The sequence below is a fragment of the Nonomuraea sp. NPDC048881 genome (assembly GCF_040649795.1).
GTDB lineage: Bacteria > Actinomycetota > Actinomycetes > Streptosporangiales > Streptosporangiaceae > Nonomuraea.
Window position 1 is genome coordinate 272,634 of record NZ_JBEZGC010000006.1, and the last position, 19,657, is coordinate 292,290.

Sequence of the window (19,657 nt, forward strand, 5' to 3'; positions counted from 1 at the left end):
CTGCGACGAGGTGCCGTGCCACTCGGAGTTCTCGTACGACCATGGGCACCATGAGTTCTGCGACGAGGTGCCGTGCCACTCGGAGTTCTCGTACGACCATGGGCACCATGAGTTCTGCGACGAGGTGCCGTGCCACTCGGAGTTCTCGTACGACGACAGGCACCGCGAGGTCTGCTCCAAGGGCCAGTGCCACTCGGAGTTCTCGTACGACCATGGGCACCACGAGACCTGCTTCAAGGCGCCCTGCCACCCAGAATCCTGTGACAAGGACGACGCCCATGAGCCCTGCTACGAGAAGCCCTGCTTCGGGGAGGCCCAATACCGCATGGCCTCCGGCGCTCTAAGGCTTGCTCTGGCACCTGCTCCTACGGTGGTCAGGAAGAACCTCCGAGTGACCGGCTGACGCTCCATCCCGCCGGTCAGGCTTGCGAATCATGAGGCGGCCGACCATTGGATCCCAGGAATCCAGTGGTCGGCCGCCTCATGGCATGCCGAATCCAAAGGACATGCTCGTGATGATGACGGGCCGTGTCTTTGGCTCTCTCTTGGATGGCAACTCGTCATGGTCTTGAAGGGTGAGCATCAGAGTCGCTGAGCGACCCACCGTCCATGTGCCTCCCGAGGACGACAATCGCGTGACCGCCAGGGTCGAGACGGGCATGATCGTCGCAGGGTTCGCCGGCATGCTTTTTCTCCTGCCCCGCCTGGATTGGGGCGACGGCTCGGTCCGCTATTTCCAGTTGACGGCCCTGCTCACGCAAGGCACGGTCCCGGACGGGAAATACTCGATGGTCGGGCCGCTGCTCTCGGCCCCGCTCTGGCTGATCGGGAAGCTCGTAGGATCGCCGGAGTGGTGGACACTGCGCTACAACACCCTTCTGCTCATGGGCGGACTGGCATTTGTCTGGTTCACCCTGCGGAACCGGCTGCCTCGGCGGCTCCTACGGCGGTTCATCCTGCTGCTGATCTTTGCGTCGATGTTCGCCCACCATCAGCTGGGATACAACGGCGAGACCTTCACCGCCATCCTCGTTCTCACAGGGACTGTCGGGCTGGTCGCAGGCAAGGTCCGGCCAGGATGGCTGGCGATAGCCGTTGGGGTCGCCAGCACGCCCGCTGCCCTGCCCGCCATGGCGCTGATGACCACCAAGTGGATCTGGGACGTCCGGAGACTGCGCTGGGCACTGGCGGTTTGCTCAGCGGTTGCGCTGGTGATGGTGGAGGCGTGGCTCCGGCGTGGCAGTCCATTCGCGACTGGCTACGAGGCGGATGACCGTGGGAATCGCACGATCATGCCCTACTCCGGCCTGCCGGGTTTCAGCTATCCGATCTTCTTCGGGATTCTGTCGCTGGTCTTCTCCTTCGGCAAAGGCCTGCTGTTCTTCGCCCCCGGGTTGTTCCTGCCCGTACGAGAGCGGCTGCGTGACCTAGCCGCCGGACGGCGGCTTTACGACCTGTGGTTGGCATTCGTGATCGGGCTGCTGTTGCTGTACGCGACGTATTGGTCATGGAGCGGCTCGTCGTTCTGGGGGCCGCGGTATTTGCTGTTCGCGGCAGTGCCCGCCGCGTTCGCGCTGGCCGTAAGGTGCCATCGGCCGGGTGACTCGGCTGTGGCCGACTTCATCACAGTCTTGGCACTCGGCCTGTCGGTTTGGGCTGGGCTCAACGGTGCGGTGTTCGGGGACGTCGACGTTCCCAAGGTGTGCTGGCCCGACGGGGGCGGCCAGTACGAGGCGCCGATCTGCTTCTACACGCCGGAGTTCAGCGCGCTGTGGTATCCGTTCGTGGTGGGAGGCAAGCCCCTGAGTGCGGGTCAGTGGATATACCTTGCCTACGGCCTCGCTGTGGGCGCTTATCTGCTGGCGGGGCCGCTGCTGCGGCTGGCCGGACATCTACGCACCTGGGCGGACCCGATGATGGCCCGAATCGCGACCGTTCGATGGTAGGGGTGAACATAGATGATCAACGTTGTCGTGCACGGCGCGGCCGAGTGGCCGGCCAGCCGGGTGCTGGCCGCGCCCGGAATGAGGGAGATGTCCAGCCAGTACGGCCAGGCGTGATCGGCCCATGGGGACAGAACTGATCGCCGCCCTGCCCGGGGGAAACGACTTTCTGTGAACCGGCTTCCGAAGCCTTGATCCGGGAGTGCCGCTCAGCAAGTACCTCTTCAGCTGTCATGAGTGCCAGGTCCGAGCCTTGGCGGTTGGGAAGCGCCGGGATCGCACGCCCGCCGCCGTCTCCGCGAACACCGGCCATCCCTCACCGGAACACGGGACAGCCTGCCGGAAAGTCCATCCGGGTCCCCGCCACCACGTGCGCCGGCATGGCAGCAGGGCAGCGCCGTGACGGCTCCACCGTCATCGGCTACGGCGATGACTCCGGCAACGTGTCGGTCTGGGATCTGGACACCGGAAGGGCGGTAGGAGAGTCCTTCACCACTCATTCCAGCACGATCTTCACTGTGACGCTGGGCAAGCGCAGCGACGGGACCCTGTCCTGGCCACCGGTGGCCGGGACAAGGCGATACGAGGCTGGAAGCCTGGCTACTGTCCCGAGCGCAAGCACGTGAGAACCGAGACCGCTGATACCAAGTCTCGCATGGGCCACCGCACCATCGGACTTCCGGCTCAGCTCATCGCTCTACTGCGCAAGCACCAAGGCGAACAGCAAGCGGAGCGCGCCAAGGCGCGCCAGCACTGGGAAGAGGGGGACTGGGTCTTCGCCACTGCTACCGGTCGTCCCGTCAGCCCTTACAGCGACTACCACGAGTGGAAAGACCTGCTCGCTTCCGCCGGACTCAGGGACAGTCGGCTCCACGACGCCCGGCACACCGCCGCGACCGTCCTACTGATCCTGGGAGTTCCCGAGCGAACGGTCATGGGCGTCATGGGGTGGTCCGGCAGCGGCATGGCGCGCCGGTGCTGGCACGTCACCGACGGCATCCGGAACACGGTCGCCAAGCAGGGCGATGGCATGCTCGGGGAGTCGAGCGAGGAGGGGGAAGAGCCCTCTCAAGAGGCCAACTGAGACTGGAAAGCCAGAAGGGGTGCACCGTGATCACGGTGCACCCCTTCTGAGCTGGCGGAGGATAGGGGATTTGAACCCCTGATAGGTTGCCCTATACACGCTTTCCAAGCGTGCGCCCTCGGCCACTAGGCGAATCCTCCGCCGACGAGCTTACCGGACTTCCGGCACTGCGGTGACCGCGATTTTTCCAGGACATGCTCAACCCGAACCGTGGAGCGAGCACTGCTGAGGCCGGTTAGACTGTCCAGGGACCCCTCGCGCGGCGTCATCCTGTGAACCTCCCCAGGGCCGGAAGGCAGCAAGGATAAGCGGGCTCTGGCGGGTGTGCGGGGGGTCTCTTCGTTGAGAGCCCCCTCGCAGGCGGGATGGTCGCATGAGCCTTGCGCTTTACCGCAAGTACCGACCCGGGACCTTCGCCGAGGTCAAGGGTCAGGAACACGTCACAGATCCACTGCGACAGGCGTTGCGTACGGGCCGCATCAACCACGCGTACCTGTTCAGCGGTCCCCGCGGATGTGGCAAGACCTCCAGCGCGCGCATTCTCGCCCGCTCTCTCAACTGCGAGCAGGGCCCGACGCCCGACCCCTGCGGCGCCTGCGAGTCGTGTGTGGCGCTCGCCCCGACCGGCCCCGGCCACCTCGACGTCATCGAGATCGACGCGGCCTCCCACGGCGGTGTCGACGACGCGCGTGACCTGCGTGAACGCGCCTTCTTCGCGCCCGTGTCGGCGCGCTACAAGATCTACATCATCGACGAGGCGCACATGGTGACCCGCGAGGGTTTCAACGCGCTGCTCAAGCTCGTCGAGGAGCCTCCGCCGCACCTGAAGTTCATCTTCGCGACGACCGAGCCGGAAAAGGTCATCGGCACCATCAAGTCGCGTACGCACCACTACCCGTTCAGGCTGATGCCGCCGGCGACGCTCAAGGCGCTGATGGAGGAGATCCTCACCTCCGAGAGTGTGCCCTTCGAGCCGCCCGCCCTGCCGCTGGTCGTCCGCGCGGGCGCCGGCTCGGCCCGTGACTCGCTCTCCATCCTCGACCAGCTCCTCGCCGGGGCCGAGGACGACGGCATCACCTACGCCAAGGCCGTCTCCCTGCTCGGCTACACCGACGGCGACCTGCTCGACGAGGTCGTCAACGCGTTCGCAGCGCGCGACGGCGGCCAGGTGTTCCAGGCGGTCAACCGGGTGATCGAGGGCGGCCACGACCCGCGCCGCTTCGCCTCCGACCTGCTGGAGCGCTTCCGCGACCTGGTGATCCTGGCCAACGTGCCCGAGGCGGCGTCCAGCGGGCTGCTCGACCGTCCCGCCGACGAGCTGGAGCGGCTGGTGGGGCAGGCGTCCTCGATGGGGCCGGCCGAGCTCACCCGTGCGGCCGAGATCTTCAACGCGGGGCTCACCGAGATGCGCGGCGCCACCTCGCCGCGGCTGCTGCTCGAACTGATGTGCGCGCGCGTGCTGCTGCCGGGCGCCTCGCAGGGCGAGGCGTCCCTGCTCGCCCGGCTCGAACGTCTGGAGCGCGGCGGCACGGTCGCCCAGATGGCCTCCAGGGCGGGCGCGGTGACGATCCCGCGTCCGGCCGCCCCGGGCGGCGGCCACGACGTGCACGTTCCCGTCGCGCCCCCGGCTGTCTCCGTCGGTACGACGGCGCCGGTCGGCGGCGACGCGGCGGTTCCGGAGCCTGCGACGCCCGCGGGGAGCAACGGTTCCGCCGGTGGTCAGGGGCCGGTGGGCGGCGGGGCCGACGACTGGCCCGAGCCCGTGCGTCCCGGTTCGGCGGCGGCTCCGGTCTCCGACGCGCCCGCACCCGTCGCTCAGGCGCCTGTCGCTCAGGCGCCCGCGGCGGCGGGCCCGGTCGCGGGCGGGGCGGGCGGCATGCAGCAGCAGTGGCCCGCCGTGCTGGCCGCGCTCAAGCAGCGCAGCATCGTGGTCTGGGCCAACGTCAGTACGAACGCCCAGGTCGTGGGCGTCGAAGGCAACCTGGTCACACTCGGGTTCAGCCAGGTCGGCGCGATGAAGAACTTCACGGGCGGCGGCAAGGACGCCGTCGTGGCGACCGCGCTCGGCGACGTGCTCGGCGGCACCTGGCGGGTCGAGGCGGTGGTCGGCGGCTCTCCGGCGCCCCAGGCCACCCGCGGCCCCGCACGTCAGCAGCCGCCGTCGGGCGGCCACGGCGCCCCGGCTCCCCAGGCGGCCCCGGCCGCGAGCCAGGCGACGACCAGCCCGCAGGGCGGGACGGGCGTCCAGGCGACCTCCCAGGGGCGGTCCGGCTCGCACGGCGGCTCCCAGGACGATCAGGGCTCCCAGGACCCGGGCCAACCTCCGGCCACCGCGTCAGCGCGCCCGACCACCGAGTCCGCGCGCCCGACCACCGACGAGTCGTGGCCCGACGCGCCCGACGACCTCAGCCCCGGTTCCCCGCCGAGCCCCGACCCCACCCAGACCGTGACCGCCCGGCAGCCCGCCGCCGCGCCGGTCGGAGCGGGGCTGGCCGCCGCGCGGTCGGCCGCCAAGGCGGCCGCTCAGGCGGGTCCGCGCACCCCGGCCTCACGCGCGGGTGGCACGGCGGCGTGGCCGAGCGCGATCCCGGGCCGCGACAAGGCCGCCGACGCCGACGACGTCGACCCGCTGAACGACGCGGACGCCGACGTCGACGCCGTCTCCGGCATGGCCCTGCTGCAACGCGAGCTCGGCGCCCAGGTCATCGGCGAGATCGACCACACCTGACCGAAGTCCCCCTCCACCCGCCCGGGACGAGTCCGAGCTGCGGTCAGGGGAAGAGGCGGGCGCGGGCGGCGGCCGAGCGGGGGTCCGTCGGCGGAAGGGCCGACAGGCGTTCCAGGATCTGGTAGTCGTCGCGGCCGTTGGGCGTCTGGGCGTAGGTCCACAGGTCGTCGGGCGAGCCGTGGCGCAGGAGGCACGCGCGTACCTGGGCTTCGAGCTCCTCGCGTTCGCGCCGGATGTCCGGCGACTCCGAGCGCGGCAGGAGCGGCCCGGGGTAGGCGCGGGCCAGCGCGGCGGTGTCGCCCGAGTCGAGCAGCCGGCGAACGCCGAGGAAGTCCGCCTCGACCGGGCAGACCAGCCGGTACGGCTTCGCCGCCAGCACCTCCCCGAGCTGACCGCGCAGCCGGTGGATCTCGGCCCGGATGGTCACCGGGTTGCCGTCGTCGCCGTAGAGGTGGAACGAGAGCTGGTCGGCCGACAGGCCCTGCGGGTGCAGGGCGAGCAGAGCGAGGATCTCGGCGTGGCGCAGTGAGAGCGGGCGCGGGCGCTCGCCCAGGTCGGCCGTCGGGGTGCCCTCGCCCAGGCAGGTCAGGCGCAGGGTGGGCGGCGTCGCGGACGGCGTGTCGCGCAGCAGGTAGCCGTCGCAGAAGGGTTCGAGGAAGGCGACGCTGCCGTCACGCAGGATCATGCGCTGGCCGGACAGGGGGAGGCGGGCGCCGAGGCGGCCCATGGGATCGCCCGAGATGACCCGGCCAGTGGGCGACAGCAGGATGCCGCCCCGGTTGCGCAGCGACTCGTAGCGGCGGCGCAGGCGTTCGTCGCGCTCGTGCATCCGTACGGCGAGCTGCGACTCGGCGAGCCTGGCCGTCGCGCCGACCAGGGCGACGGTCGCCGGATGCAGGGACCGCGCGATGCCGCTGACGTCGACGCAGCCGATGACGTCGCCCGACTCCGGATCGCTGATCGGCGCCGCGCTGCACGACCAGACGTGCAGCACCCGCATCAGGTGTTCCTCGGAGTAGACGTGCACCGGCCGGCCGGTGGCGAGCGCGGTGCCGATGCCGTTGGTGCCGGCCATGCACTCGCCCCAGTGATGGCCGTCGGCCAGGCCCACCTGGTCCGCGTCGCGCAGGATGCCGCCTTTGCCGTCACGCCAGAGCACTCGCCCGTCACGGTCTGTGACGATCATGACGTGCTCGGCCTCGTCGGCCAGGCCGGAGAGCGTCTGGGCGAGCAGGGGCAGCAGCGGCCGCAGCGGATGAGCCTCGCGGATCTCGACGACGTCGGAGGACTCGCAGACCAATGGGGCGCTCCGGCCATCCGGGTCGATTCCCGCCGCGAGCGATCGCCGCCACGAGGCCGTGATCAGGGTGCGGGGCGAATCGGGCGAGCTCTGCCCGGTAGCCGCCGCTTCGTGTGCTCCGCGTAGAAGGCGGGAGTACGCATCGAGATGGCCGTAACTCATCGGTCACTCCAAGTAGTCAACAACGAGCATCCGTCCTGGCGGCGATATGCGCAAGCCGTTCAGGGGGATTGCGTAGGGTGATTGAATGAACGCAACGTGTGTGCAACGTTGGGCGCACTACCGTTCCGAAACACGCGTCGGCGTGGTGCGGCCGCTCCGTCCGACGTGATGGCCGGGTCTCGGACACTGGAGGGGGGCCGAGATCCGGCCATGACAAAGGTCCGTGACGAATGTCTGGAGGGAAACATGGGGAGCCCTCCCAGTACATGACGCCGCCCAAACACCGTAGGCTCGTGGCAGTCAAGAACCGGAGCCACGAGGAGCGCACGACGGTGAACCCAGGGGATGTCAACCTGCAGCAGCTGCTGGAGCAGGCTCAGCTCATGCAGCAGCAGCTTGTGAGCGCCCAGCAGGAGCTCAACGACGCGCAGATCGAGGGCTCGTCGGGCGGCGGCATGGTCACTGCCGTCGTCAACGGCTCAGGTGAGCTGCTCGAACTCAAGATCGACCCGAGCGTGATCGACGCGGCCGACCCGCAGGACACCGCCGACACGATCGCCGACCTGGTGATCGCGGCCGTCCGCGACGCGGTGCGCGCCGCCGCCGACCTGCAGCAGGAGAAGCTCGGCCCGCTCGCCCAAGGTCTGGGCGGCGGCGGACTCGGACAGCTGCCAGGGTTCTAGGCATGTACGAAGGGGTCGTCCAGAACCTGATCGACGAGCTCGGCATGCTGCCCGGGGTCGGTCCCAAGAGCGCGCAGCGCATCGCGTTCCACCTGCTGGCGGCCGACCCGGCCGACGTCAAGCGGCTGGCGCACGCGCTGCTCGAAGTCAAGGACAAGGTGCGCTTCTGCCGGGTGTGCGGCAACGTGGCCTCCGAGGAGGAGTGCCGCATCTGCCGTGACCCGCGGCGCGACACGCACGTCATCTGCGTGGTCGAGGAGTCGAAGGACGTCGTGGCGATCGAGAAGACGCGCGAGTACCGCGGCACGTACCACGTGCTCGGCGGCGCGATCAGCCCGATCGACGGCATCGGCCCCGACGACCTGCGCATCCGCGAGCTCATGACGCGCCTGGCCGACGGGCGGGTCACCGAGCTCATCCTCGCCACCGACCCCAACCTCGAAGGCGAGGCGACCGCTACCTACCTCGCCCGTCTGGTCAAGCCGATGGGCATCAAAGTGACACGACTCGCCAGCGGCCTGCCGGTGGGCGGTGACCTCGAGTACGCCGACGAGGTGACCCTGGGCCGTGCTTTCGAAGGACGGAGGCTCCTGGATGTCTGATATGTGGGATGTGCTGGCCGAAGAGATCGCCGCGCACGCGCAGAACTACGTCGACGGCCTGACCAGGGTCGCCGGCGGCGAGGGCGGCGACGCGATCTGGTCGCTGCTCCTGGTGGAGGTCGCGCAGGTGAGCCTGGCCGGCGCCAAGCTCGGCGCCAACCGCGACGTGATCCTGTCGGGCAACTACGAGCCGCCGATGAGCGAGGACCCCGACATCGACGGCGTGCGCACGGCGCTGGCCGAGCGGCTGGAGGCGGTCGACGACTACGCCGAGGTGTTCGACCCGTACAAGGACACGTCGGTCACGCCGTACCGGCTGTCGGACGACCTGACCGCGGTGGCCGCCGACCTCATCCACGGGCTGCGTCACTTCCACGCGGGCCGTCCGCACGAGGCGCTGTGGTGGTGGCAGTACTCCTACTTCAACACCTGGGGCAACCACGCGGGCGCGGCGATGCGCGCGCTGCAGGCCCTCGCCGCGCACTCGCGGCTCGACGTGGCGGAGGAAGCCACCACCGTGTGATGATCATCCACATAGTGGTATGAACCATCAGGCCCATGAGAGGCCCCCAGTAGACTGGCAGTTCACAGTCCAGACCGGGAGACTCTCGTGGCGCTCGTTGTGCAAAAGTACGGTGGTTCGTCCGTCGCCGACGCGTCCTGCATCAAGCGGGTCGCGCAGCGGATCGTCGCGACGAAAAAAACCGGCAACGACGTGGTCGTGATCGTCTCCGCGATGGGCGACACGACGGATGAGCTGCTCGACCTGGCCGAGCAGGTGTCGCCGCTGCCTCCGGGCCGCGAGCTCGACATGTTGCTGACCTCCGGAGAGCGCATCTCGATGGCCCTGCTGGCCATGGCGATCGCCAACCTCGGTCACGAGGCGCGCTCGTTCACCGGCTCGCAGGCCGGCGTGATCACCGACTCCACCCACGGCAAGGCGCGCATCATCGACGTGACGCCGGGCCGCATCCGCGAGGCGCTCGACCAGGGGCACATCGCGATCGTGGCCGGGTTCCAGGGCGTCTCGCAGGACACCAAGGACATCACCACGCTGGGCCGCGGCGGCTCCGACACCACCGCGGTCGCGCTCGCGGCGGCCCTGGAGGCCGACGTCTGCGAGATCTACACCGACGTCGACGGCATCTTCACGGCCGACCCCCGCATCGTGCCCGTCGCCCGCAAGATCCCCAAGATCTCGTACGACGAGATGATGGAGATGGCGGCCTGCGGCGCGAAGATCCTGCATCTGCGCTGCGTCGAGTACGCTCGGCGGTTCGACCTGCCGATCCACGTACGCAGCTCGTTCAGCACCACGGAAGGCACGTGGGTCGTCTCCGACCCTTACACCGAAGGAACCGAGATGGAGCAGCCGATCATCTCCGGCGTCGCGCACGACCGGAGCGAGGCCAAGATCACTGTTGTCGGGGTCCCCGACAAGGTCGGCGAGGCTGCCTCGATCTTCAAAACGCTGGCCGACGCCGAGATCAACATCGACATGATCGTCCAGAACGTCTCGGCCGCGGCCACGGGCCGCACGGACATCTCCTTCACGCTGCCCACGGCCGACAGCCAGGTGGCGCTGACCGCGCTGAAGAAGATCCAGGGCCGCATCGGCTACGAGTCGCTGCTCTTCGACGACCAGATCGGGAAGGTGTCGCTGATCGGCGCGGGCATGCGCTCGCACCCCGGCGTCACGGCGACGTTCTTCGCGGCCCTCGCCGACGCGGGGGTCAACATCGAGATGATCTCCACCTCGGAGATCCGCATCTCGGTGATCGTCGAGCAGGATGGTGTCGACGCGGCCGTGGCGGCCGCCCACCGTGCCTTCGATCTCGACGCCGACCAGGTCGAAGCTGTGGTTTACGGAGGTAGCGGACGATGAGCAGGCCCAATCTCGCCCTGATCGGCGCCACCGGCGCCGTGGGCACCGTCATGCGGGACATCGTGTCCAGCCGGGAGGACATCTGGGGCGAGATCCGTCTCGTCGCCTCCCCGCGCTCGGCGGGCAAGGTGCTGAGCGTGCGCGGCGAGGACGTCGTGGTCCAGGCGCTCGCGCCCGAGGTCTTCGACGGCATCGACATCGCCATCTTCGACGTGCCCGACGAGGTGTCGGCCGTGTGGGTGCCGATCGCGGCCGAGCGCGGCGCGATCGCGATCGACAAGTCCGGCACGTTCCGCATGGAGCCCGACGTGCCGCTGGTGGTGCCCGAGGTCAACCCGCTCGACGCGCGGCAGCGGCCCAGGAACATCATCTCGACCCCCAACTGCACCACGCTGTCGATGATGGCGGCCATGGGCGCGCTGCACGCCGAGTACGTGCTCAAGGAGCTCGTCGTCGCCTCCTACCAGGCGGTGTCGGGCGCGGGCGTGGCCGGCTCGGCCCGGCTCTACGACGAGGTCGAGGCCCTGGCCGGCGACCGTTCGCTCGGGCAGACGGCCGGCGACGTGCGCAAGGCGCTGGCCGGCAAGCTGCCCGACGAGTCGCCGTTCCCGGCGCCGATCGCGTTCAACGTGGTGCCGTGGGCGGGCTCGTACAAGGACGGCGGCTGGGCGTCCGAGGAGCTCAAGCTGCGCAACGAGTCGCGCAAGATCCTCGGCATCCCCGACCTGAAGGTCTCGGCGACCTGCGTCCGCGTGCCGGTGATCACCACCCACTCGCTGGCCGTGCACGCCCGCTTCGAGCGTGAGATCACGGTCGAGGACGCCCACCGCGTGCTCTCGGCGGCGCCGACGGTGGTGCTGATGGACGACCCGGCCAACGGCGTCTTCCCGACGCCGCTCGAAGTGGTCGGCAACGACCCGACCTACGTGGGCCGCGTCCGCCAGGCGATCGACTTCCCGAACACGCTCGACCTGTTCGTCTGCGGCGACAACCTGCGCAAGGGCGCCGCGCTCAACGCGGCTGAGATCGCCGAGCTGGTGGCCTCCGAGCTGTAGCCTGGCCCGACTCCGTGGGGACGCCGTGTGGGTGTGCGGCGTCCTTCGCGTTTTCCCAGAGAGTTCTGTCGTCCCGGAAGAGTCGCGTTCCCGGCGATTCGTGCTTCCGAGGGAGTCGTGTTCTCCCGCGGGCGGGCCTGTCACCGGAAGAGGATGTCCCAGTGGCTGCTCTCGTTGGCGAAGACGGTTCCGGTGGCGGAGCGGTAGAGCGCGGCGCCGTCGCCGCGGACCCCCGTCTTGCGGTGGTGCCTGGTGATGTAGCGGTCGATGCACGCGTTGTGCGTGATGTCGAGCTTGTAGCCGTTTCCGTGGCTGTACTGGCCGGGCGCGTGACCCGCCTCGGTGCCGCCGGTCACCATGACCGGGCAGCCGCTGTCATGCTTGAGGTCGATGATCCGGGCGATCGTGCCGGCCCTTACGGAGTCGAGCGAGGTGCAGTGGTGCATGTGGCGGCTCGTACAGTGGCCCGACGACTTCGTGCGCAGGCCCGAGCTCTTGAGCCAGCGGGCGGCCAGGGCGTGGGTCATGTGCATGGCGGCCTGCCTGGGCAGCACACGCGCCAGATCAAGCTGAGATCGCTTCTGCGACCTCTGCGGCCGACTCTGAGGCGCCACCGCCTCCTCGACGCTCGCGGGCCTCGTGACGGCTTCTGAGCGCTCGGCGTGGTCCTGCAGGTCCGACTGCGCGGCGAACGCGTCCTCGGCCTCGGCCCAGGCGTCCTCCGTCTCCTCGGAGTCCTCCTTCGACAGCTGTGACTTGGCGGACGCGGGGTCCGCCTGGTGCTGCTCGACCTGGTATGTCTCCGCCAGGGCCGCCTCGACGGCGGCCTGCCGGATGTTCGTCCACGGTCCGTCGATCCCCTCCGGGAACCACAGGGACAGGTCGAGCATCCCCCCGGTCTCGTCAGGACGGTTGAACGGTGTTGGCGCCTGAACCCGCTCTCCACCTGATGGGTGGGAGGCGGCGGAAGCGGCCGACGCCAGCGCGATTATGGTGATCTGAATGCCGAGGAGCGCCACCACGAAGGTGCGCGCTGTTCCACGTATCCACATGTCGATGCCTTTTCGCGGAAAAGAGCCCTTCCGCCTGAAACGACAATCCCACCATTCCCAGGAGATAACTCATGTCTCATAGTCATCTTTGCCCTGTGGCGGCGATCACCGTGCCACTCCATGACCCACCGCGCTTTCAAGACGTAAAGTGACGAACGTGTCCGAAGCCCGAAACAGAGGATCGGAGAGCACCCGAGAGGTCATCGTCGAGACGGCCTTGCGACTGTTCCGTGAGCGTGGCTTCGACGCGACGACCATGCGCGCCATCGCCGCCGAGGCAGGGGTGTCAGTGGGCAACGCCTACTACTACTTCGAGAGCAAGGAGGCGCTGATCCAGGCCTACTACGACCGTGCGCAGGCCGAGCACGAGCAGGCCTGCCGGGAGTTCCTGGCCACGGAGAGGTCGTTCGCCGCGCGGCTGAGCGGGGTGCTGCGCGAGTGGGTGCGCGTGTCGGAGCCGTACCACGAGTTCGCGGTGAAGTTCTTCAAGCACGCGGCCGAGCCGACGAACCCGCTGAGCCCGTTCAGCGCGCAGTCGTCGCCGGCGCGGGAGGCGTCCATCGGGATCTACCGCGAGGTGGTCGAGGGGTCGAAGGACCGGATGAACGCCGAGCTGCGGGCGGAGCTGCCCGAGCTGCTGTGGTTGTTGTCGATGGGCATGGTGCTGTTCTGGGTGCACGACACCTCGCCGGGGTGCGTGCGGACGTACCGGCTGATCGAGGTCACGGTGCCGCTGGTGGACCGCCTGGTCGGGCTGTCGCATCTGCCCGGGTTGCAGGGGATAACGAAGGACTTCATCGCCGCGGTGCACGAATTGCGCGCCTAGGGGGCTCCTTCTGGCGACATACCGCTTGGTATGGTCGGCTCACCGTCGCCGAACCGGAGGCCATGAATGACGCCGAACTGGGGCATGACCATCCCCTTCTACGACCGTTCCCTGGCCAGGTCGCAGGAGCTGATCGCGGAGCTGCCTGGCCTCGGCTACACCGACGCCTGGTCGGCCGAGGTCAACGGGAACGACGGGTTCGTCCCGCTGGCGATGGCCACGCAGTGGGCTCCGGGGATGAGGCTCGGGAGCGCGATCGTCCCGGTCTCCACGCGGGGGCCGGGGCTGCTGGCGATGTCCGCGGCCACCCTGGCCGACCTGGCCCCGGGCCGGTTCGTGCTCGGCATCGGCTCCTCCTCGCCGGCGATCGTCGAGCGGTGGAACGCCGTGGAGTTCGCCAAGCCGTACGCCCGCACCCGCGACACGCTGCGCTTTCTGCGGAGGGCGCTGGCGGGGGAGAAGGTCTCCGAGCGGTACGAGACGTTCGAGATCAAGGGCTTCAAGCTGGAACGGGCGCCGAAGACCGCTCCCAAGATCGTGCTGGCCGCCCTGCGGCCCCGGATGTTGCGCCTGGCCGCCGAGGAGGCCGACGGCGCGATCACCAACTGGCTCGCCCCCGAGGACGTGCCCAAGGTGCGCGCCGAGATCGGCCCGGACACCGAGCTGATCGCCCGCCTGTTCGTCTGCGTGAGCGAGGACGCCGACAAGGTGCGCGAGATGGCCAGGTGGATGCTGGCGAGCTACCTGACCGTGCCCGCCTACGCCGCCTTCCACGACTGGCTGGGCCGGGGCGAGGTGCTGCGTCCCATGCACGAGGCGTGGGCGGCGGGCGACCGCCAGGCCGCGCTCAAGGCCATCCCCGACGAGGTGGTCGACGCCCTCGTCGTGCACGGCGACGCCGCCACCTGCCGGGCCAGGATCCGCCAGTACGTCGACAACGGGCTCGACACGCCGGTGCTCGCGCCCATCCCCGGCGGCGAGGTGCCGATCGAGCAGGCCGTGCGCGACCTGGCCCCGGTCCAGGAGGGCTGATGGACGACGTGCTGCGGCTCGACGCCGTCGGCCAGGCCCAGGCGGTCAGGGACGGGCAGGTGTCGGCCCGCGAGCTGGCCGAGGCCGCCATCGCCGCCGTCGAGGCGCAGGACGGCGAGCTCAACGCCGTCGTCCACCGGCGGTTCGAGCGGGCGCTGGCCGAGGTCGACGGCCTCCCGGCGGACGCGCCCTTCCGCGGCGTGCCGATCCTGCTGAAGGACCTGGGCTGGCGGCAGGCCGGCGAGCCGTACGCCGCGGGCTCGCGGGTGCGCGACGACCTGGACGCCGCCGAGGACGGCCATGGCGTGGTCCGCCTGCGCCAGGCCGGTTTCGTGCTGCTGGGCCGGACGAACACCCCCGAGTTCGGCAGCACGGTCACGACCGAGCCGGTGGCGTACGGCCCCACCCGCAACCCCTACGACCCGGCGTACTCGGCGGGCGGGTCGAGCGGCGGTTCGGCGGCGGCGGTGGCCGCGGGCATGGTCGCGCTGGCCACGGCGAGCGACGGCGGCGGCTCGATCCGCGTCCCGGCCTCGCTGTGCGGCCTGGTGGGGCTCAAGCCGACGCGCGGGCGGCTGAGCATGGGCCCGTCCATGGGCGAGGGCTGGAGCGGCTTCTCCTGCCCCGGCTTCGTGAGCAGGACCGTGCGCGACACGGCGGCCGCGCTCGACGCGGTCTCCGGCTACGAGCCGGGCGACCCCTACGACGCCCCCGCGCTGCCCGGCCCCCTGACCGCCGAACTGCACGCCGACCCGGGACGGCTGCGCATCGGCTTCCTGACCGCCCACCCGAGGCCGGACGTGCCCGCCGACCCCGACCTGGCCGAGGCCGTCACCCGGGCGGCGGCGCTGCTGGAGAGCCTCGGTCACGACGTGACCCCCGGCGGCCCGCCGGCGCTCGCCGAGCCGGAGTTCGCCCGGCACTTCGGCGCCATCGTCGCCAACAACCTCGCCGCGCACGTCGTGAGCCTGGGCGCGGCCCGCGGCAGGCCGGTGGAGCTGCACGAGCTCGAACCGCGCAACGCGGCCATGGTCACCGCCGCCCGCGCCAACAGCGCGGCCGACCACATCCTGGCCACCCAGTGGGTGGACGGCTTCCGCCGCCGCATGGCCTCCTGGTGGGCCGGGGGCAACGACCTGCTGCTGATGCCGTCGTCGGGGGCGGCGCCGTTCCGGCTCGGCTGGATCCCGCCTGCCGATCTCAGCACCGCCTTCGGCAGGACCGCGCAGGTGGTGGCCTACACCTCGCCGATCAACGCGACCGGCCAGCCCGCCGTCTCGCTGCCGCTGCACAGGGACGCGGTGGGCATGCCGGTCGGCGTGCAGCTCGTGGCGGCGGCCGGACGGGAGGATCTGCTGATCCGGGTGGCCGCGCAGATCGAGCAGGTCAGGCCGTTCGAGCACGCCGCCATGCGCTGATCGTCAGGAACCCCTCACCCGGCTGACGCGTTATGTCGTGAGAAGCCGGGGGTAGGAGGATCCTCATGATGGCGAAGGCAGCACGGGCAGCGGCGGCGTGGCGGACGTACCGCGAGGTGACCAAGCCTGGCACGCCGGGGATGTTGACCAGGGTGCGGGCGATCCCGCGCATGATCGGCGCGGTCACCCGCGGCCGCTACGACGGCATGGGCAAGGGCAGGCTCGCCCTGATGGCGCTCGGCGTGGTCTACATCCTGTCGCCGGTCGACGTCATCCCCGACTTCCTGGTGCTCATCGGGGTGGCCGACGACTTCGGCGTGTTCCTGTGGCTGATCGCCTCGCTGCTCGGCGAGAGCGGTCGCTACGTCGAGCACGAGCGCAGGATCATCCAGGGCAGGCTGGCGGAGGAGGGTTAGATCTCCTCCATCCGCAACCAGGCGCGCGAGGGCAGCGGGTGCCCGAACAGGCGGGCGGCGTTGCCGTAGGCGACCCTGGCGATGTCGGCGGGCGGCAGCGCGCCGAGGTTCGCGGCCACGGCCTTCTGGGTGTCGGGCCAGGTCGAGTCGGAGTGCGGGTAACCGCTCTCCTGGAGCACGTGGTCGAGGCCGACCGCGAGCCGCACGCCGGACAGCGCGTGGTCGTCGAGCGTGCCGAAGAAGAAGTTGCGGCGCAGCACCTCGCTGGGCTTGAGCCCGCCGTCCCAGGCGGCCTCGCCCGCGACCGGGTGGTCGAGCGCGTAGTCGGCGCGCTCGGCCAGCATCGGCAGCCAGCCGACGCCGCCCTCGACGATGAGGATGCGCAGCCCGGGGAAACGCAGCGGCAGGCCCGACCAGAGCCAGTCGGCGCAGGCGAACATGGCGCTGGTGGGCATCAGCGTGGTGATCGCCTCGATGGGCGTGTCGGGCGAGGGCACGGGCGACCAGGAGGAGTCGCCGGTGTGCAGGGCCACGACCGTGCCGGTCTCCTCGCAGGCGGCGAAGAACGGGTCCCAGTGGCCGGTGTGGATCGACGGCAGCCTGAGCCTGGTCGGGAACTCGGGGAAGACCACGGCCTTGAAACCGCGGGCGGCGTTGGCCCTGATCTCCTTGGCGGCGATGTCGGGATCGGGGAGCCAGGGCAGTTGCAGGCCGATGATCCGCTCGGGGTAGGTGCCGGCCCAGACGTCGATGTGCCAGTCGTTCCACGCCTTGACCAGGGCGAGGCCGAGCTCCTGGTCGCGGGTGCGGGCGAACGGCATGCCCGCCTGGCCGGCCAGCATGCCGGGGAAGCACAGCGCAGCCCAGATGCCGGCGACGTCCATGTCCTGGACGCGGGCCTCGATGTCGTGGCAGCCGGGACGCATCTGCTCGAACCTGACCGGATCCAGGGTCCACTGCTCGCGCGGCAGCCCGGCGCCCACGTCGATGCCCGCGCACGGGTACGTGGCCCCGCCGTAGCGCCAGACCTGGTGACCGGCGTCCGTCTCCACGACCTTGGGCGCGACGTCGGCGTATTTCTCCGGGAGCCTGTCCTCGAAGAGGTCAGGAGGCTCGATCAGGTGATCGTCGGCAGAGATGATCACATAGTCGCGCCGCCGGGGGTCAGGGTCGGGGAGCAGCGGCGTAGTCACGCAGGTAACCGTACGACGGCGGCATAACGTCGAACAAGCTGCGACGTATCCGTTGGGTATCCATGCATTCGTACCCGGGACCGCCTGGAGGGGGATGGGGGCGATCCCGGGCTTGCGGGGTCCTTGAGGATGCTGCCCCTTGCGGACCCCGGCGCCTTCTACCCGCGGGAGATCGAATCAGTCAGGAGATTTTCGCGAAGTTCGGCGATGGTGGCCCGGTCGACCTGGAGCACGCCGGTGACGTAGCCCTCGACGGAGCCGTGCCGGTCGATCAGGTCGTCCAGGAACAGGCGCATGGCCTGGGCGGGGGCCCGGCCGAAGCCCGGCCACAGCAGGGCGTCCGGGTGCCTGGTGCGCTGGTCGGCGATGAAGCGCTCGGTCGCCAGGCCGGTCAGGGCGTAGTCGGCGACGATGTCGTCCTCGGCGACGCCGACGAGCGAGAGGATCAGCGCGGTGAGCAGGCCGGTGCGGTCCTTGCCCACCGCGCAGTGGATGACGACCGGCGCGTTGTCCGCGACGGCGACCGTCTCCACGGCGGCGCGCAGGTTCTCCACGCCGTCCTCGGTCACCTCCAGGTACCGGTCGGCGAGGTAGCGCTCGACGCCGATCTCCTCGCTGAACCGGGCGATGTCCCAGGGACGGCCCTCGATCGGCAGGTTGCGGTAGTGCAACCCCTCGGTCTCCGGCACCCGGCCGGCCCGCTCGACCTCGGCGGGATGCCTCAGGTCGATCACGGTGCGCACGCGCAGCGCGTGGAAGGCCCGCAGGTCGTCGCCGGCCAGCCAGCCCAGGGAGTCGGCCCGGTAGAGCCGCTGCCACCGGACGGTGCGCCCGTCCTCGGTGGCATATCCACCTACGTCACGAAAGTTGCGGAGATTGGTGAACTCAATGTGGCGGATCACCCTTCACACCTTAGTTGGCGGCGGTTTCCGCTTCCTGGGTCGCCGCCGTCTCACCGGCGGGTTTCCCGGACTTCCGCTCGGCCACCTCGCGCCGGATCAGCAGGATCCAGCCGCCGATCGCGATGCCGATGAACAGCCACCATTGGACCCCGTAGGCCAGGTTGAGGCCGCCGCCGGAACCGACGTCGGGGGCGGGCACCAGAGCGGGCGCGGCGGCGGCCTGCGGCTGCTGCCCGGTGAGCTCGACATAGCCGCCCACCAGCCGGTACGGCATGCGCTGCCCGATCTTGGCCGCGTCGATCAGCAGCACCTGGCCGTCCGGCAGCCCGGACCGCTCGCGGATGCCGGTGGAGTCTTCGGTCTCGCTTTGACGTAGCCGCCCGGTGACAGTTACCTGTCCGGTGGGCGGGGCGGGGACCTCGGGAGCCGCGTCGGCGCTGGCGGCGGCCGGGATCCAGCCGCGGTTGACGATCACGGCGCTGCCGTCGCCGGTGACGAGCGGGGTCAGGACGTAGAAGCCGTTGCGGCCCTCCTGCGGGCGGCGGCGGACGAGCAGGCCGTGGGAGGTGTCGTACGTGCCGGACGCGACGACCGTGCGGTAACGGTCGCCCTCGCCGACCTGCCGGCCGGGAGCCGCGAGCCGGTCGAGCGGGACGGCGGCGGCCTCGATGTTGGCGGTCACCCTGTCCTTGTTGTCGGACCGCTCCTCGAAACGCCCGAACTGCCACCTGCCCAGGAACACGAAGGCGGGGATGACCAGCAGCACCACGACGTGGAGCGCCAGCCACCGGGGCGTCAGCAGGAACCGGTACACGCCTTCAAGGTTAGGCACCGGGGCGGGTGCTCCCTCACGCGGCTCGCCCGCTAGACGCTCCGCACCCCGGGGCCCGGCCCGGGGACCGGCGTGACCTCGCGCGGCCCGGCCACCTCGTGGCCCTCGGCGCAGCGGAAGTGCAGCTCGATGGGGGCGCCGCAGTCGCGGTGGGTGAGCAGCACCGGCGGGCCCTCCTCGTCGGCCAGGTATTTGTCACCCCAGTGCATGAGCGCGACGAGCAGCGGATAGAGGTCGCGGCCCTTGTCGGTCAGCCGGTATTCGTCGCGCTGGCGCTGGCCGGGCTCGCGGTAGGGCACCTTGCGCAGCAGGCCCTCGTCGACCAGCCGGGCCAGGCGCGCGCTGAGCACCTGGCGGGGTGCGCCGGTGACCGCCTGCATGTCGGCGAACCTGCGCACGCCGCTGAACGCCTCGCGCAGCACCAGGAAGGTCCACTTCTCCCCGACGATGTCCAGGGTGCGCTCGATCGAGCAGTTGTCCACCCGGAAGCCCAATCGGAACGGCACGTTCATCTCGGCATTATATCTGAGTTCAATTGACAGAC

General features: G+C 70.1%; 19 protein-coding genes, 1 tRNA gene and 1 other RNA gene. 14 read left to right on the forward strand and 7 right to left on the reverse strand.

From position 1 onward, the window contains the following. From AB0C33_RS23375 to AB0C33_RS23385, 3 genes are all read left to right on the forward strand, one after another. On the forward strand, positions 1-403 hold a 403-nt coding region (locus AB0C33_RS23375), incomplete at its 5' end, for a hypothetical protein (RefSeq protein ID WP_358291291.1). Between the two features lie 232 nt (positions 404-635). Continuing rightward, positions 636-1,946 carry a hypothetical protein gene (locus AB0C33_RS23380; RefSeq protein ID WP_358291293.1) on the forward strand — a complete coding sequence of 437 codons (1,311 nt, stop codon included), beginning with the start codon at positions 636-638 and terminating at the stop codon, positions 1,944-1,946. 652 nt (positions 1,947-2,598) lie between these two features. Then, complete coding sequence (locus tag AB0C33_RS23385; RefSeq protein WP_358291295.1) at positions 2,599-3,027, forward strand: tyrosine-type recombinase/integrase; 429 nt, start codon at positions 2,599-2,601, stop codon at positions 3,025-3,027. A gap of 52 nt (positions 3,028-3,079) precedes the next feature. Here AB0C33_RS23385 and AB0C33_RS23390 read toward each other — a convergent pair. Then, positions 3,080-3,167: transfer RNA gene (locus AB0C33_RS23390), tRNA-Ser, on the reverse strand. A gap of 106 nt (positions 3,168-3,273) precedes the next feature. Here AB0C33_RS23390 and ffs point away from each other — a divergent pair. Together ffs and AB0C33_RS23400 are read left to right on the forward strand one after the other, a co-directional pair. Next, positions 3,274-3,369, forward strand: an RNA gene (gene ffs / locus AB0C33_RS23395) — signal recognition particle sRNA small type. Positions 3,370-3,400: 31 nt separating this feature from the next. Next, positions 3,401-5,755 carry a DNA polymerase III subunit gamma and tau gene (locus tag AB0C33_RS23400; RefSeq protein WP_358291297.1) on the forward strand — a complete coding sequence of 785 codons (2,355 nt, stop codon included), beginning with the start codon at positions 3,401-3,403 and terminating at the stop codon, positions 5,753-5,755. Between the two features lie 43 nt (positions 5,756-5,798). Here AB0C33_RS23400 and AB0C33_RS23405 read toward each other — a convergent pair whose 3' ends face one another. After that, positions 5,799-7,055, reverse strand: a complete 1,257-nt coding sequence (locus tag AB0C33_RS23405; protein ID WP_358291299.1) for a GAF domain-containing protein — start codon at positions 7,053-7,055, stop codon at positions 5,799-5,801. 494 nt (positions 7,056-7,549) lie between these two features. Here AB0C33_RS23405 and AB0C33_RS23410 point away from each other — a divergent pair, with 494 nt between their 5' ends. From AB0C33_RS23410 to AB0C33_RS23430, 5 genes are all read left to right on the forward strand, one after another. Next, positions 7,550-7,900, forward strand: coding sequence for a YbaB/EbfC family nucleoid-associated protein (locus tag AB0C33_RS23410; RefSeq protein ID WP_125640519.1), 351 nt, complete (start codon positions 7,550-7,552; stop codon positions 7,898-7,900). Positions 7,901-7,902: 2 nt separating this feature from the next. Beyond that, entirely contained in the window at positions 7,903-8,502 is a 600-nt protein-coding gene (gene recR, locus AB0C33_RS23415; RefSeq protein ID WP_125640516.1) for a recombination mediator RecR, read from the forward strand. Further along, the gene (locus AB0C33_RS23420; protein ID WP_352362187.1) at positions 8,495-9,025 is read left to right on the forward strand and encodes a DUF5063 domain-containing protein; all 531 of its coding nucleotides are present in this window, start codon (positions 8,495-8,497) and stop codon (positions 9,023-9,025) included. Before recR ends, AB0C33_RS23420 begins: the two co-directional genes overlap by 8 nt. Before the next feature lie 87 nt (positions 9,026-9,112). After that, complete coding sequence (locus AB0C33_RS23425; RefSeq protein ID WP_352318411.1) at positions 9,113-10,387, forward strand: aspartate kinase; 1,275 nt, start codon at positions 9,113-9,115, stop codon at positions 10,385-10,387. Then, positions 10,384-11,442 (forward strand): aspartate-semialdehyde dehydrogenase, encoded by a 1,059-nt coding sequence (locus AB0C33_RS23430; protein WP_352362183.1) that lies wholly within the window; start codon positions 10,384-10,386, stop codon positions 11,440-11,442. The genes AB0C33_RS23425 and AB0C33_RS23430 overlap by 4 nt, the downstream gene beginning before the upstream one ends. Before the next feature lie 140 nt (positions 11,443-11,582). Here AB0C33_RS23430 and AB0C33_RS23435 read toward each other — a convergent pair whose 3' ends face one another. After that, a complete protein-coding gene (locus AB0C33_RS23435; RefSeq protein ID WP_358291302.1) occupies positions 11,583-12,332 on the reverse strand; it encodes a hypothetical protein in 750 nt (249 codons plus the stop codon). Between the two features lie 319 nt (positions 12,333-12,651). Here AB0C33_RS23435 and AB0C33_RS23440 point away from each other — a divergent pair, with 319 nt between their 5' ends. The 4 genes from AB0C33_RS23440 to AB0C33_RS23455 all read left to right on the forward strand — a co-directional run bounded on the left by AB0C33_RS23440 (position 12,652) and on the right by AB0C33_RS23455 (position 16,186). Beyond that, a complete protein-coding gene (locus AB0C33_RS23440; protein WP_352318405.1) occupies positions 12,652-13,320 on the forward strand; it encodes a TetR family transcriptional regulator in 669 nt (222 codons plus the stop codon). A gap of 66 nt (positions 13,321-13,386) precedes the next feature. Further along, complete coding sequence (locus tag AB0C33_RS23445; RefSeq protein WP_358291304.1) at positions 13,387-14,352, forward strand: LLM class F420-dependent oxidoreductase; 966 nt, start codon at positions 13,387-13,389, stop codon at positions 14,350-14,352. Then, the gene (locus AB0C33_RS23450; RefSeq protein WP_358291306.1) at positions 14,352-15,770 is read left to right on the forward strand and encodes an amidase; all 1,419 of its coding nucleotides are present in this window, start codon (positions 14,352-14,354) and stop codon (positions 15,768-15,770) included. Before AB0C33_RS23445 ends, AB0C33_RS23450 begins: the two co-directional genes overlap by 1 nt. A gap of 65 nt (positions 15,771-15,835) precedes the next feature. After that, entirely contained in the window at positions 15,836-16,186 is a 351-nt protein-coding gene (locus AB0C33_RS23455) for a YkvA family protein (RefSeq protein ID WP_358291308.1), read from the forward strand. Here the strand turns inward: AB0C33_RS23455 and AB0C33_RS23460 are convergent. The 4 genes from AB0C33_RS23460 to AB0C33_RS23475 form a co-directional block, all read right to left on the reverse strand. Further along, entirely contained in the window at positions 16,183-17,379 is a 1,197-nt protein-coding gene (locus AB0C33_RS23460; RefSeq protein ID WP_352362172.1) for an amidohydrolase family protein, read from the reverse strand. The genes AB0C33_RS23455 and AB0C33_RS23460 overlap by 4 nt on opposite strands. Positions 17,380-17,537: 158 nt before the next feature. After that, positions 17,538-18,281: a tyrosine-protein phosphatase gene (locus tag AB0C33_RS23465; protein WP_358291310.1), complete on the reverse strand. Its 744-nt coding sequence runs from the start codon at positions 18,279-18,281 to the stop codon at positions 17,538-17,540. Positions 18,282-18,291: 10 nt separating this feature from the next. Beyond that, positions 18,292-19,113 carry an SURF1 family protein gene (locus AB0C33_RS23470; protein ID WP_358291312.1) on the reverse strand — a complete coding sequence of 274 codons (822 nt, stop codon included), beginning with the start codon at positions 19,111-19,113 and terminating at the stop codon, positions 18,292-18,294. A 32-nt stretch (positions 19,114-19,145) separates the two neighbouring features. Then, on the reverse strand, positions 19,146-19,625 hold the full coding sequence (locus AB0C33_RS23475; RefSeq protein ID WP_358291314.1) for a helix-turn-helix domain-containing protein: 480 nt from the start codon (positions 19,623-19,625) through the stop codon (positions 19,146-19,148). Positions 19,626-19,657: the final 32 nt, after the last annotated feature.

Excerpts from the sequence above, each read along its gene's own strand:
- AB0C33_RS23385 (WP_358291295.1), top strand. The coding sequence starts at position 2,599 with ATGGGCCACCGCACCATCGGACTTCCGGCTCAGCTCATCGCTCTACTG.
- AB0C33_RS23400 (WP_358291297.1), top strand. The coding sequence starts at position 3,401 with ATGAGCCTTGCGCTTTACCGCAAGTACCGACCCGGGACCTTCGCCGAG.
- recR (WP_125640516.1), top strand. The coding sequence starts at position 7,903 with ATGTACGAAGGGGTCGTCCAGAACCTGATCGACGAGCTCGGCATGCTG.
- AB0C33_RS23420 (WP_352362187.1), top strand. The coding sequence starts at position 8,495 with ATGTCTGATATGTGGGATGTGCTGGCCGAAGAGATCGCCGCGCACGCG.
- AB0C33_RS23430 (WP_352362183.1), top strand. The coding sequence starts at position 10,384 with ATGAGCAGGCCCAATCTCGCCCTGATCGGCGCCACCGGCGCCGTGGGC.
- AB0C33_RS23435 (WP_358291302.1), bottom strand. The coding sequence starts at position 12,332 with ATGCTCGACCTGTCCCTGTGGTTCCCGGAGGGGATCGACGGACCGTGG.
- AB0C33_RS23445 (WP_358291304.1), top strand. The coding sequence starts at position 13,387 with ATGACGCCGAACTGGGGCATGACCATCCCCTTCTACGACCGTTCCCTG.
- AB0C33_RS23450 (WP_358291306.1), top strand. The coding sequence starts at position 14,352 with ATGGACGACGTGCTGCGGCTCGACGCCGTCGGCCAGGCCCAGGCGGTC.
- AB0C33_RS23455 (WP_358291308.1), top strand. The coding sequence starts at position 15,836 with ATGATGGCGAAGGCAGCACGGGCAGCGGCGGCGTGGCGGACGTACCGC.
- AB0C33_RS23475 (WP_358291314.1), bottom strand. The coding sequence starts at position 19,625 with ATGAACGTGCCGTTCCGATTGGGCTTCCGGGTGGACAACTGCTCGATC.